The organism is Tropicimonas omnivorans, from assembly GCF_031846565.1.
Classification (GTDB): domain Bacteria; phylum Pseudomonadota; class Alphaproteobacteria; order Rhodobacterales; family Rhodobacteraceae; genus Tropicimonas_B; species Tropicimonas_B omnivorans.
This window is the reverse complement of record NZ_JAVRHL010000002.1, coordinates 117940-129626: the sequence shown is the minus strand read 5'-3', so window position 1 is coordinate 129626 and position 11687 is coordinate 117940. Positions and strand designations below refer to the sequence as shown.

At 67.4% G+C, this 11687-nt stretch carries 11 protein-coding genes; 4 read left to right on the top strand and 7 right to left on the bottom strand.

Features of this window, described 5'->3' with window-relative positions; genetic code table 11:
- Positions 1–2: 2 nt before the first annotated feature.
- From RM543_RS05885 to paaN, 3 genes are all read right to left on the bottom strand, one after another.
- Complete coding sequence (locus RM543_RS05885) at positions 3–875, bottom strand: branched-chain amino acid ABC transporter permease (protein WP_311689980.1); 873 nt, start codon at positions 873–875, stop codon at positions 3–5.
- A 95-nt stretch (positions 876–970) separates the two neighbouring features.
- Positions 971–2113: an ABC transporter substrate-binding protein gene (locus RM543_RS05880; RefSeq protein WP_311689979.1), complete on the bottom strand. Its 1143-nt coding sequence runs from the start codon at positions 2111–2113 to the stop codon at positions 971–973.
- 46 nt (positions 2114–2159) lie between these two features.
- Positions 2160–3830 (bottom strand): phenylacetic acid degradation protein PaaN, encoded by a 1671-nt coding sequence (gene paaN / locus RM543_RS05875; protein ID WP_311689978.1) that lies wholly within the window; start codon positions 3828–3830, stop codon positions 2160–2162.
- Positions 3831–3921: 91 nt separating this feature from the next.
- On the opposite strand from paaN, the gene paaG reads away from it, so the two are divergent.
- The 4 genes from paaG (at position 3922) to RM543_RS05855 (ending at position 7156) form a co-directional block, all read left to right on the top strand.
- Positions 3922–4710, top strand: coding sequence for a 2-(1,2-epoxy-1,2-dihydrophenyl)acetyl-CoA isomerase PaaG (gene paaG, locus RM543_RS05870; RefSeq protein WP_311689977.1), 789 nt, complete (start codon positions 3922–3924; stop codon positions 4708–4710).
- A gap of 1 nt (position 4711) precedes the next feature.
- Positions 4712–5179, top strand: a complete 468-nt coding sequence (gene paaI, locus RM543_RS05865; protein ID WP_311689976.1) for a hydroxyphenylacetyl-CoA thioesterase PaaI — start codon at positions 4712–4714, stop codon at positions 5177–5179.
- Positions 5176–6483 carry a phenylacetate--CoA ligase PaaK gene (gene paaK, locus RM543_RS05860; protein WP_311689975.1) on the top strand — a complete coding sequence of 436 codons (1308 nt, stop codon included), beginning with the start codon at positions 5176–5178 and terminating at the stop codon, positions 6481–6483. Before paaI ends, paaK begins: the two co-directional genes overlap by 4 nt.
- Before the next feature lie 73 nt (positions 6484–6556).
- A complete protein-coding gene (locus tag RM543_RS05855; RefSeq protein WP_311689974.1) occupies positions 6557–7156 on the top strand; it encodes a TetR/AcrR family transcriptional regulator in 600 nt (199 codons plus the stop codon).
- Here the strand turns inward: RM543_RS05855 and RM543_RS05850 are convergent.
- The 4 genes from RM543_RS05850 to paaE are packed head-to-tail and all read right to left on the bottom strand — an operon-like array spanning position 7140 to position 11687.
- Positions 7140–7763, bottom strand: coding sequence for an acyltransferase (locus RM543_RS05850; protein ID WP_311689973.1), 624 nt, complete (start codon positions 7761–7763; stop codon positions 7140–7142). The two genes, RM543_RS05855 and RM543_RS05850, sit on opposite strands and share 17 nt — an antisense overlap.
- Positions 7760–9829, bottom strand: a complete 2070-nt coding sequence (gene paaZ, locus RM543_RS05845; RefSeq protein WP_311689972.1) for a phenylacetic acid degradation bifunctional protein PaaZ — start codon at positions 9827–9829, stop codon at positions 7760–7762. The genes RM543_RS05850 and paaZ overlap by 4 nt, the downstream gene beginning before the upstream one ends.
- A gap of 12 nt (positions 9830–9841) precedes the next feature.
- Positions 9842–10621, bottom strand: a complete 780-nt coding sequence (locus RM543_RS05840) for a Phenylacetic acid catabolic protein (protein WP_311689971.1) — start codon at positions 10619–10621, stop codon at positions 9842–9844.
- Entirely contained in the window at positions 10611–11687 is a 1077-nt protein-coding gene (gene paaE, locus RM543_RS05835; RefSeq protein WP_311689970.1) for a 1,2-phenylacetyl-CoA epoxidase subunit PaaE, read from the bottom strand. Before paaE ends, RM543_RS05840 begins: the two co-directional genes overlap by 11 nt.

Below are 11687 nucleotides of genomic sequence, written 5' to 3'. Positions count from 1 at the left end.
GCTTACACCCTCTCCGCCGCGGTCTTGCCGAAGAGGCCCTGCGGCATGACGAACAGCACCCCGAGGATGACGATGAAGGCAACGGCGTCCTTGTATTGCGAACTGAGATATCCCGCTGTCAGCGCCTCGAGAAGGCCGAGCACCAGACCGCCGACGAGGGCCCCCTTGGGATTGCCCATGCCGCCGAGCATCGCGCCGGCGAAGCCCTTCAGCGCAAGGGCCACGCCCACGTCGTAGGAGACGAGCGTGATCGGTGTGACGAGGACGCCCGCGAGCGCACCGATGGCGGCGGAGAGCGCGAAGGAGAGCGTCATGATCCCGCCGGTGTTGATGCCGACAAGCTGCGCGGCGAGGCGGTTGTTCGCCGTCGCGAGGACGGCCTTGCCCATGAGCGTGCGGGTGAAGAAGAGCCAGAGCGCGACGAAAACCGCCAGCGCGCCCAGGATCACCCAGATCGACTGGGGCAGGATCGTCGCTCCCATGACCTCGATGGGGGCATCGCCGCTGAAGGCGGGGTAGCGATGGATCTGCTTGTCGAAGATGAGCTGCGCCGCGCCTTGGATCAGGATCGAGGCGCCGATGGTGATGATGATGATCGAGATCACCGGTGCGCCGCGGGCGGGCTCGATCGCCAGCTTGTTCAGCGCGACGCCGACGAGGGACGTCAGGGCGATGGCGATGAGCGCGGCGGCCGCGAGCGGCAGGCCGGCATCATGCGCGAACCACGTGATCATCCCGCCCAGCATGACGAATTCGCCCTGGGCGAAGTTCACCACGTCCGAGGCATTGTAGATGAGCGTGAACCCGAGCGCGACGAGCGCGTAGACCGCGCCGACCGTCAGGCCGGAAAAGACGAACTGCAGAAAGGCGTCCATGGACGTCTCCACTGAAGGTGGGATGTGGCGAAACCGGCGGAGCCCGGCGGGACGGGATGATGTCCCGCCGGGCGGATGTCGTTCCCGACAGAGTGTTACTCGACGGAGGACCAGCCGCCATCCGTGATCTCGAGCATCCGGAAGGCGGAGAGGTCGAGGCCCAGGTGGTCCTCTTCGCTCATCGTATAGGTGCCGGTGGTTCCGACAAGGCCGTCCGTCGCCTCGAGCGCGTCGCGGATCGCGTCGGGATCGTCCGATCCCGCCTCGCGGATGGCGTTCGTCATGAGCAGGAACGCGTCATGGGCATAGCCGCCGAAGGTGGAGGGCGCCTCACCGTACCGCTCGCGGTAGGCGTCGTTGTAGGATGTCACCACCTCCCGCTGCGCATCGCCCTCTTCGAGTAGGTCCGCGATCAGGAGCGCCGTGCCCGGCAGGCGCACGCCTTCGGATTCAGACGCACCGGCAAGCTCGATGAACGCATCCGAGGCGACGCCGTGGCTCTGGTAGAACGGCGTGTCGATGCCGAGCTGGCTGTAGTTCCGCGTCACGATGGCGGGACCCTGGCCGAAGCCGGGGTTGAGGATCGCGTCGATCCCGTCCGTGTTGCGGATGCGGGTGAGCTGCGGGGTCATGTCCGCATCCTGCGGCCCGTAGGTCTCGTCCGCCGCGATCTCGATGTCGTAGTCGCCGGCGACCTCCTTGCACTGCGCCTGCATCGACGCGCCGAAGCCGTCGGTCCCGGAGATCATGCCGATCGTGGTGAAGCCCCTCGCCTGCATGTCCTCGAAGATCTTCTCGCACGCCATGCGGTCGGTATGCGGCGTCTTGAAGACGTATTCGCGCACCGGATCGATGATCTGGATCGCGCCGGCGAGAGAGATGAACGGAATGCCCTCGTCCTCGGCAAGCGAGGCGATGGACATGGTGGTGCCCGTGGTCGAGCCACCGATGATGGCGACGACCTCGTCATCCTCGATCAGGCGGGTGGCGAAGGTGCGGGCCTGGTTCGGATCGCCGCCGTCGTCGTAGAGGATCAGCTCGACCTCCTCGCCGTCGATGCCGCCCTCCTCGTTCAATTGCTCGACGAGCATCTCGAGGGTCTTCGCCTCGGGATCGCCGAGAAAGGCCGCTCCCCCGGTGGCGGACAGGCTCGCGCCGAGCCGGATCTCGGCTCCCGCGGTGCCGGCCGCCGCGATGGCGGCACAGGTCAGCAGGGCTGTGGTTGTACGGATCGTCATGTCGTCTCCTCCCATGTCGGACAGTAGTGAGTCAGGCGTCGTAAGGTCAGGCGTCGTGCTCTCGGGTTTCCGGGGCCTCCGGCCACCGGACCATCGCGCGCCGGAAGCGCGGCGCGACGAAGGCCGTATCTGTCAGGCTTGCGTTGCCGGCCGGGTTCCCTCCGGTGACGTGAAAGTCGGAGAACGCCGCCGATTGGTTCACGTAGATCCCGCCGGTGAGATTGACCGAGAGATTGACCCCGGCGCGTGCGAAGGCGCGGGACGCGCGCTCGATTTCCCCCTCGTCCCGCGAATAGAGCGCGGCGGTGATCGCGCCTTTCGTGGCCGCGATGCCGGACGCCGCCGAAATCGCCGCTTCCCCGTCGTCGCAGGGAATGAGAAACGCGACGGGGCCGAAGCACTCGTCTTCCTGCGGGCCTGCGGGCCCGTCCACCGCCACGAGCCAGGGCGTCGCGCTCCTGCCATGCCCGGTCTCGCCGCCGGAGCGGATCACCCGCCCGGCACTGGCGGCCTCCGCGGCGCGCTCCGCGACTTCCGGGCGGACGATGGCGCCGCAGATCTGGGCGGCCGCATCGCTGTCCTCCAGAAGTGCGTCGATGGCCTCGGCGAGCCCTGCGCCCACCTCGTCGAATGTCTTCGGTCCCTCATCCGTCACGATCCCTCCGCGCGGGACGTAGACGTTCTGCGGCGAGGTACACATCTGGCCCGAGTAGAGCGACAGGCTGAAGGCGAGGTTCGCGCACATGCCCCGGAAATCGTCCGTGCCGAGGATCGTGACGGAATTCACCCCCGTCTCCTCGCTGAAGAAGAGCGCTTGCCCGGCATGCCGGCGGATCCAGGAGGCGAAGGTGCCGGAGCCGGTGTAATCCACGATCCGCGTCGCGGAATGCGTGACCAGGTCCTCGGTGATCTCCGCGCCCGGCTCGTCCGCCGCCAAGAGCACCGCATCGCGCGGCAGGTCCGCCTCGGCCAGGACGTCGCGCAGCACGCGAACGGTCAGCGCAAGCGGCAGGATCGCGCCCGGATGAGGCTTGACGATCACCGTGTTGCCGGTAGCGAGGCTGGCGAAAAGGCCGGGATAGCCATTCCAGTTCGGGAAGGTGTTGCAGCCGATGGTGAGGGCGACGCCGCGCGGCACGATGTGCCAACGCTTGCGGATGACGATGGGCGGGCGCTTGCCCTGCGGCTTTTCCCAGAGGGTCTCGGCGGCATGTCGGGTCAGCTCGTCATGGGCGGCGGCAACGGCTTCCAGGCCGCGATCCTGCGCATGCGGTCCGCCGGCCTGGAACGCCATCGGAAAGGCCTGTCCCGTCGTGTGCTCCGTGGCGTGGCCAAGAAGGAAACTCATCGCGTTCAGCCGTGTCAGCGCCTCGAGGCAGACGCCGATCCGCGCCTCGACGGGCGCTTCGGACCAGACGTCGAACGCCGATTCGGACGCTTCGATCAGGGTGTCCGGGCAGGCGGCGGGATAGGTGATGCCAAGCGCGCCGCCCCAGGGAGAGACTTCGCCACCGATGCGGCGCTCCTCGGGATGGCCGGCGATCTCGAACGGCGTATCCTTCAGGGCGGCGAAAGCCTCGGCCCCGTCCGTCCGCGCGGTCTCGCCGTAGATCTTGCCGCTCGGGATCTCCGGAAACGGAGTCCAGAACGCACGCGCCTTCGAGGCTTCGACCGCGCGTGACAGCAGATCGCGATGACGGCTCATGAAATCGGCCATGTCTCCTCCCTCTCCAATAACATTTATTGACCGATCGGTCGGTTTATGCAAGTTTCATTTTGGCCTTGCAGAGCGAGGTGGGAGGAGACCCATGACACCAGAAGATACCGTTCTCACGGCGGTCGAGGACGGCGTGCTGCGCCTGACCCTCAACCGTCCGGACAAGCTGAATTCGTTCAACGACGACATGCACCGCGCCCTTTACGCGGGCTTCGAACGGGCAAGGGACGACGATGAGATCCGCGCCGTCCTCCTGACCGGATCCGGCCGCGGCTTCTCCGCCGGGCAGGACCTCGGGGACCGCGATCCCCGCAACGGGCGCGCCGATCTCGGCCACACCATCGAGACCTTCTACAATCCGCTCCTGCGGCTGATCCGATCGCTCGAGAAACCGGTGATCTGCGCAGTGAACGGCGTTGCGGCCGGCGCCGGGGCGAACATCGCCTTCGCGTGCGACATCGTTCTCGCGGCAGGGTCGGCGAAGTTCATCGAAGCCTTCGCGAAGATCGGTCTCGTTCCCGATTCGGGCGGGACGTGGTGGCTGCCGCGGATCCTCGGCGAGCCGCGTGCGAAGGCGCTGGCGCTGACCGCTGAGCCGCTCATGGCGGATCAGGCCGCGGAGTGGGGCCTGATCTGGCGCGCCGTGCCGGACGAGACGCTGATGGATGAGGCGACCGCGCTGGCCCAAAAGCTCGCCGCCGGCCCGACCGTCGGCCTCGGCCTCACCAAGCGCCTGATCCAGGACGCCGCGACGAACGATCTGGACACCCAGCTCGATCTCGAACGGGACGCGCAGCGCGAGGCGGGCAACTCGGACGATTATGCCGAGGGCGTCACCGCCTTCCTCGAGAAGCGCGCGCCTGCGTTCAGGGGCCGCTGAGATGGCGGAGCACGAGACGGACCCCCAGGCCCTCGCCGAAGCCTGCGCCGCCGCGATGTGGCGGACAGATCCCGCATCGCAGGCCCTCGGGATGCAGATCGAGCGCATCGCGCCGGGCGAGGCGACCCTGTCGATGACCGCGACGGAGGTCATGGGCAACGGCCATGGCACGCTCCACGGCGGCTACATCTTCACGCTGGCGGACAGCGCCTTCGCATTTGCCTGCAACACCTACGACGTCAGAACCGTGGCGCAGCACTGCTCCGTCAGTTTCCTGCGTCCCGGCATCGTCGGCGAGCGGCTGACGGCGACGGCACGCGAGGTCGCCCGGACCGGGCGCACCGGCATCTACGACATCCGCGTCGCCCGCAGCGACGGGACGGTCGTGGCCGAGTTCCGCGGGCATTCCCGCAGCCTCGGCCAGCCCATTCTGGAGGAGGATGACACCATGACAGGGAGTCCGACATGATGGACCTGACCCCCGATCCCGGCCTGCTCGACCCGATCGAGACGGCGAGCCGCGACGAAATCGCCAACCTGCAGGAGAGCCGACTGCGCTGGTCGCTCTCACACGCCTACGAGAACTCGCCGTTCTTCCGGAAGCGGTTCGACGAGGCGGGCGTTCATCCGGACGATTTCCGGACGCTTGCGGATCTCGCGAAGTTCCCCTTCACCACCAAGCAGGACCTCAGGGACAACTACCCCTTCGGGATGTTCGCCGTCCCCCGGGAGAAGCTGTCGCGCATCCATGCCTCGTCGGGCACGACGGGCAAGCCGACCGTCGTCGGCTATACCCCAAAGGACATCGACAACTGGGCCGATCTCGTCGCCCGGTCGATCCGGGCCTCGGGCGGGCGCGCCGGCGACATCTGCCACATCGCCTACGGCTACGGTCTCTTCACCGGCGGCCTCGGCGCGCATTACGGCGCTGAGCGGCTCGGCTGCACCGTGGTCCCGATCTCGGGCGGCATGACGGAGCGGCAGGTCACCCTGATCCAGGACTTCAAGCCCCGGATCATCATGGTGACGCCGTCCTACATGCTCTCGATCCTCGACGAGTTCCGCCGGCAGGGTATCGATCCACGTGAAACCTCGCTCGAGGTCGGCATCTTCGGCGCCGAGCCCTGGACCAACGAGATGCGCAGCGAGATCGAGGACCTCTTCGACATGCATGCGGTCGACATCTACGGCCTCTCCGAGGTCATGGGCCCCGGCGTCGCCAACGAATGCGTCGAGACCAAGGACGGGCTGCACATCTGGGAAGATCACTTCTACCCGGAGATCATCGATCCCGAGACGGGAGAGGTCCTGCCGGACGGCGAGCTGGGGGAGCTGGTCTTCACGACGCTCACCAAGGAAGGCCTGCCGATGGTGCGCTACCGGACGCGGGACCTCACGCGCCTCCTGCCCGGGACCGCGCGCTCCATGCGCCGGATGGAGAAGGTCACCGGTCGTTCGGACGACATGATCATCCTGCGCGGCGTCAACGTCTTCCCCACGCAGATCGAGGAGCAGCTCTTCAAGTGCAAGGATCTCGCGCCGCACTTCCAGATCGAGCTGGTGAAGAAGGGGCGGATGGATGCGATGATCGTCCATGTCGAGTGCCTGCCCGAGAGCGCCCACGACGGCGCCCGCTCCGCATCCGCGCAGGAGCTGGCGCATCACATCAAGTCCGTCGTCGGCATCTCCACCGAGGTCCGCGTGCACGATCCCGAGGGCGTCGCACGGTCCCAGGGCAAGGCGCAGCGGGTCCTCGACTCCCGCAAAAGCTGATGCCGGACTGGCCTATCGCCGGCGCGGGGGATACCACACCCCGGCGCCGGCGCGACGAATGGAAAAACGGCTGATGGCACGAACGAGAGCGAGCGATTTCGAGGAGAAACAGCGCATCCTCCTCAAGGAGGCCGCACATGTCTTCGCGAGCCAGGGGATGGACAAGGCGTCCATGTCCCAGATCGCCAAGGAGGCGGGCGTTTCGAAATCGCTCCTCTATCACTACTATCCCTCCAAGGATGCCCTGATCTTCGCGATCATCCTCGATCACCTGGAGCGGATGGAGGCGACGCTGGCGTCGCTCACCGATCACGGGGAGGCGCCGAAAGCGCGCCTGCGCATGCTCATCGGCACGACGCTGGAGGTCTACCGGGGCGCCGACGACGAGCACAAGGTCCAGCTCAATGCCGGACAGGCGCTGACCGATGCGCAACAGGCGCAGATCAGGGCGCTCGAACGCAGGATCGTCGCCCATTTCTCCGCCGTGATCCTGCAGATCAATCCGGACCTCGTGACGCCCGAGCGGTCGCTGCTGATGCCGGTCACCATGTCCCTCTTCGGGATGATGAACTGGGTCTACATGTGGTTCCGGGAGGGCGGCGCGATCACCCGCGACGAATACGCGGACGTCGCGACGACGCTGATCCTCGAGGGCGTCAAGGCCGTTCGCTGAATCCCCGCCGCTCCAGAACCAGCGGATCGTAATCGGGGGCCTCGGCGCGCTTCCGCCCCGCCTCGACGGCGCTCAGGGGCTCGGCCACCGTCAGGCGATCCCGCGCTTCGAGGGCGAGTTGGCGATAGACGCCGGTCCCCTGCCGCTTCCACGCGATCTCCTCTTCGGTCAGCTCCCGCAGCACCTTCGCGGGCGACCCCACCGCCATGGTGCGGGGCGGAATGGTCTGTCCCGCCTTCACGAAGGCCTGCGCCCCGAGGATGGCGCTCTCGCCGAGCACGGCCTCGTCCATCACAACGGAATTCATGCCGACGAGCGCGTTCCGCCCGATGAGGCAGCCATGCAGGATCGCGCCGTGGCCGACATGCCCCTCCTCCTCGACCACCACGTCCTTGCCGGGAAAGGCATGGCAGACGCAGGTCTCCTGCAGGTTGGAGCCGGGCTTCAGCTCCACTCGCCCGAAATCGCCGCGCAGCACCGCGCCGGGGCCGACATAGCATTCGGCGCCCACGATCACGTCGCCGATCAGGATCGCGGCGGGATGGACGAAGGCGGCCGGGTCGATGACCGGCCTGATCCCGTCCCAGGCATAGACCTGCGGGGTCACGCCTCCTCCGGCATCGGCCAGGTCTTCGCCACCATCGTTAGGACGTCGTACTCCGCGACAGTCTCGCCATCTTGGTTGGTCACGAGACAATCCCAGCGAACCTCGCCATGTTCGGCATTCTCGCGCGGATTGATCGCCTTGCAGGTCAGGCGAACCCGGAGCGTGTCGCCGAAATAGACCGGCGTCATGAAGCGCAGGTTGTCGACGCCGTAATTGGCCAGAACCGGCCCGGGCTCCGGCGAGACGAAGAGGCCCGCCGCGAAGGAGGCGATGAGGTAGCCATGGGCCACGCGGTCGTCGAAGAACGGGTTCGCCTTCGCCGCGTCGCTGTCCATGTGGGCGTAGAACGTATCGCCGGTGAACTCGGCGAAGTGCTCTACGTCCCCTTGCGTGACTTCCCGCGCGTCCGTGAGGACCTGATCGCCGATCTCGAGCTCCGCAAGGGACTTGCGGAAGGGATGCACGTCCGCACGCGACGGTGCGCCCGAAACCCATTCGCCGGTGATCGCGGCAATCATCTCTGGCGTGCCCTGAACGGCCGTGCGCTGCATGAAGTGCTTCACGCCGCGCATGCCGCCCATCTCTTCGCCGCCGCCCGCGCGCCCCGGCCCGCCATGGATCAGCGGCGCAAGCGGTGAGCCGTGGCCCGTGGAGGTCTTCGCCGAGCCGCGATTGCCGACGAGGACGCGGCCATGCCAGGGCGCCATCCCGAGCGTGACGTCGCGCGCCACGTCCGCATCGTTGGTGAAGAGGGAGGAGACAAGGGAGCCCCTGCCCTTCCGGGCCAGCTGGATCGCGCCCTCCACGTCCTCGTAGGGAAGGATCGTCGCCACGGGGCCGAACGCTTCGACTTCGTGGACCGCCACGGCCTCCATCGGGGATGCGCAGCGCAGAAGGATCGGACCCAGGAACGCGCCCTTTTGCGGGTCTCCAGACGCGACCCGAACCTCGCCCGGATCGCCGAAGACGATCTCCGCCTCGGCCCTGAGCCGCTCGACCTGAGCCCGCACCGCGTCCCTCTCGCCGAGGCTGACGAGCGCCCCCATGCGCGCGCCGTCTGCATCGGGAAGGCCGGGCTGCGTCTTGCCGAGCCGCTCCTTCAGAGCGTCGATCACCGCATCCTCGAGCGCCGCCGGCACGATGACGCGGCGGATGGCGGTGCATTTCTGCCCGGCCTTCGCCGTCATCTCGTTCGACACCTCGCGGACGAAGAGCGCGAATTCCTCGCTGTCCGGCCCCGCATCCGGCCCGAGGATCGCGGCATTCAGGCTGTCCGCCTCCATCGTGAAGCGCACGGAATTCTCGACGATCGCGGGATGGGTCCGCAGCTTGCGCCCTGTCCCCGCGGAGCCGGTGAAGGTCACAGCGTCCTGCGGCATGACGTGATCCAGAAGATCGCCTGCCGAGCCGCACAGAAGCTGGAGCGCCCCGTCCGGCAGGATCTCCATGTCGAGTATGGCACGCACGACGCTTTCGGTGAGGAACGCCGTCTGCGAGCCGGGCTTCACGAGGCAGGGGACGCCCGCGATGAGCGCCGGCGCGATCTTCTCAAGCATCCCCCAGACGGGGAAGTTGAAGGCGTTGATGTGGATCGCGACGCCTTCCAGCGGGCTCAGGATATGCCGCGCGACGAAGGAGCCGTCCTTCGACAGCATCTCCACCGGCCCCTCGGGAAGGACATGCGCGTTCGGCCATTCGCGGCGCGCCCGCGATGCGAAGGTCAGTAGGGTGCCGATGCCGCCATCGATGTCGACGAACCCGTCCCGCCGGGTCGCGCCGGTCCGGAAGTTCTCCTGGTAGAAGTCTTCCTTCCGCTCCATCAGCTTCAGGCCGATTTCCTTGAGCATCAGCGCGCGCTCGTGGATCGTCAGGCGGCGGAGCGCCGGCCCGCCGACCTCGCGCCCCCACTGAAGCGCCGCGCCGCGATCCAGGCCCTCCGCGCCGATATAGGCGACGGTCTCTCCCGTTGCGGCGTCGGCGAGCGGCTTGCCCTCTCCGTCCCCGGCCGACCAGCGGCCGGACAGGTAGCTCTCCAGCCGGCGCGGGGCTGCGGATACGTCGAACATCTGATCTCTCCCTTAAATATCGAGGCCGAGCGCGGTCAGGCGGCTTTGCGCCTCGTCCCGCCACGCTCGGCGCAGCTCGCCGCCGGAGCGGTGCCGCAGGCCCATCTGGCGCAGCCGCTCGTAGCGATCCGACGCATCGGGCCCGAACGTCTCCTCCACGCGGGGATGCCAGTAGGCGACGGAGGCCCGGGCCGCCTCGCGGCCGGCATCCTCCGAGGCGATCCGCTCCAGCCCCTCGAGGCCGAGCTCCATGTGCCGACGCTCCCGCGGGGCGATGTTGCGGATCTGCTCGGCGAACGGTGCGTAGGACGCCCGTTCCATCTCCGAGAGATGCTGCATCGTGGCGAGGCCCATGAGCACGTTCATCACGACGGCGTCCGTCCAGCTCTCCAGCGGGTAGTTGAAGACGGACAGGCGCATGTCGAGGCCCTGACGCTCCGGATCGAGCCGGGTCTCTCGATCGGTCCGCGCCGCCCAGTCGTGAACGCTGTTGTAGCGCGACTTGTCGGTCCCGAACTCCTCCATCACGTCGAGCACACGCTCCGCGTGGTCGGCCTTCTCGAGAACGATGCGGGACGCCGCGATCCGCTCCTTGATGCCCGGCGCCCAGTTGATCGCGCCAGCGAAACCGGCGGAGCCGGCAAGCTCGCTGTCCACGAAGGACGACATCATGCGCAAAAGCTCGCCGCGGTAGCGCGGCGGCACGTTGTCCGGCGAGGTCAGCTTTCCCCCGCGGGCGAGGTAGTCGCCGAGGGGCGCGGTTTCGCCTGCGGGCTCGAACTCATTCGTCATAGCTGAGGACCACCTTTTCCGAGAGCGGTATGCACTGGCAGGAGAGAACGTAGCCCGCGCGGACCTCGTAATCCTCGAGCGCCTGGTTCTGCATCATCTCCACCTCGCCCTCGAGCACCTTGGCCCGGCAGGTGGAGCAGACGCCAGCCTTGCACGAATAAGGCGCGTCCATCGCGTTCTCGAGCGCGGCATCGAGGATCGCGGTGCCGTCCTTCGGCATCTCGAAACTCCGCGTCGTGCCGTCGAGGGTGACCGTGACGGCGCAGCTCTCCCCCGCCTTCGCCTCCTGCTTCGAGACCGCGCGCTCTTTGGCGCGGCCGGGCTGAGAGGAGGCGAACAGCTCGTACTTGATGCGGTCTTCCGAAATCCCGTGTGCCTTCAGCGCCTCGGCGATGGTCAGCATCATGCCCTCGGGGCCACAGATGAACGCCTGGTCCACCGTCTCCGCGTCGATCCAATGGCGGAAGAGCCCCTCCATCTTCTCCGAGTCGATCCGGCCGGAGAAGAGATCGATATCCTGGCTCTCCCCGCCGAGGACATGGAGCACGGAGAACCGCCCGAGATAGACATTCTTCAGATCGTCCAGTTCCTCGCGGAACATGATCGAGCTGATCTGGCTGTTGGAATAGACCAGCGTCACCCGCGCGCGAGGCTCCCGCGCCAGCACCGTCTTGACGATGGAGAGGACCGGCGTGATCCCGGATCCGCCAGCGAAGGCGAGGTAGTGGCGATCCGTCGAAGCGTCGAGCTCGGTGTGGAACTTGCCCATGGGGGGCATCGCCTCGAGCGTGTCGCCCGGCTTCAGCTCCTCGTTGACCCAGGTGGAGAAGGCACCGCCGTCCACCCGCTTGATCCCGACGCGCAGCTGCCCGTCATCGAGGCCGGAGCAGATGGAGTAGGAGCGGCGCAGCTCCTCTCCGTCGAAATCCCGGCGGAAGGTGAGGTACTGTCCCTGCACGAAGTCGAAGGCGCTTTGGGCCCCCTCCTGCGGCGCGAGGGTGAGGACGACGGCGTCGCGGGTCTCGCGGCGGATGTCGGTGACGGTCAGCGAATGAAAGCGGGGCAT

What these genes read in the sequence shown, in the direction of transcription:
- paaK (WP_311689975.1), top strand. Translation starts at nt 5,176, where the DNA reads ATGATGGACCTGACCCCCGATCCCGGCCTGCTCGACCCGATCGAGACG.
- RM543_RS05855 (WP_311689974.1), top strand. Translation starts at nt 6,557, where the DNA reads ATGGCACGAACGAGAGCGAGCGATTTCGAGGAGAAACAGCGCATCCTC.
- paaG (WP_311689977.1), top strand. Translation starts at nt 3,922, where the DNA reads ATGACACCAGAAGATACCGTTCTCACGGCGGTCGAGGACGGCGTGCTG.
- paaE (WP_311689970.1), bottom strand. Translation starts at nt 11,687, where the DNA reads ATGCCCCGCTTTCATTCGCTGACCGTCACCGACATCCGCCGCGAGACC.
- RM543_RS05885 (WP_311689980.1), bottom strand. Translation starts at nt 875, where the DNA reads ATGGACGCCTTTCTGCAGTTCGTCTTTTCCGGCCTGACGGTCGGCGCG.
- paaI (WP_311689976.1), top strand. Translation starts at nt 4,712, where the DNA reads ATGGCGGAGCACGAGACGGACCCCCAGGCCCTCGCCGAAGCCTGCGCC.
- RM543_RS05840 (WP_311689971.1), bottom strand. Translation starts at nt 10,621, where the DNA reads ATGACGAATGAGTTCGAGCCCGCAGGCGAAACCGCGCCCCTCGGCGAC.
- RM543_RS05880 (WP_311689979.1), bottom strand. Translation starts at nt 2,113, where the DNA reads ATGACGATCCGTACAACCACAGCCCTGCTGACCTGTGCCGCCATCGCG.
- paaN (WP_311689978.1), bottom strand. Translation starts at nt 3,830, where the DNA reads ATGGCCGATTTCATGAGCCGTCATCGCGATCTGCTGTCACGCGCGGTC.
- paaZ (WP_311689972.1), bottom strand. Translation starts at nt 9,829, where the DNA reads ATGTTCGACGTATCCGCAGCCCCGCGCCGGCTGGAGAGCTACCTGTCC.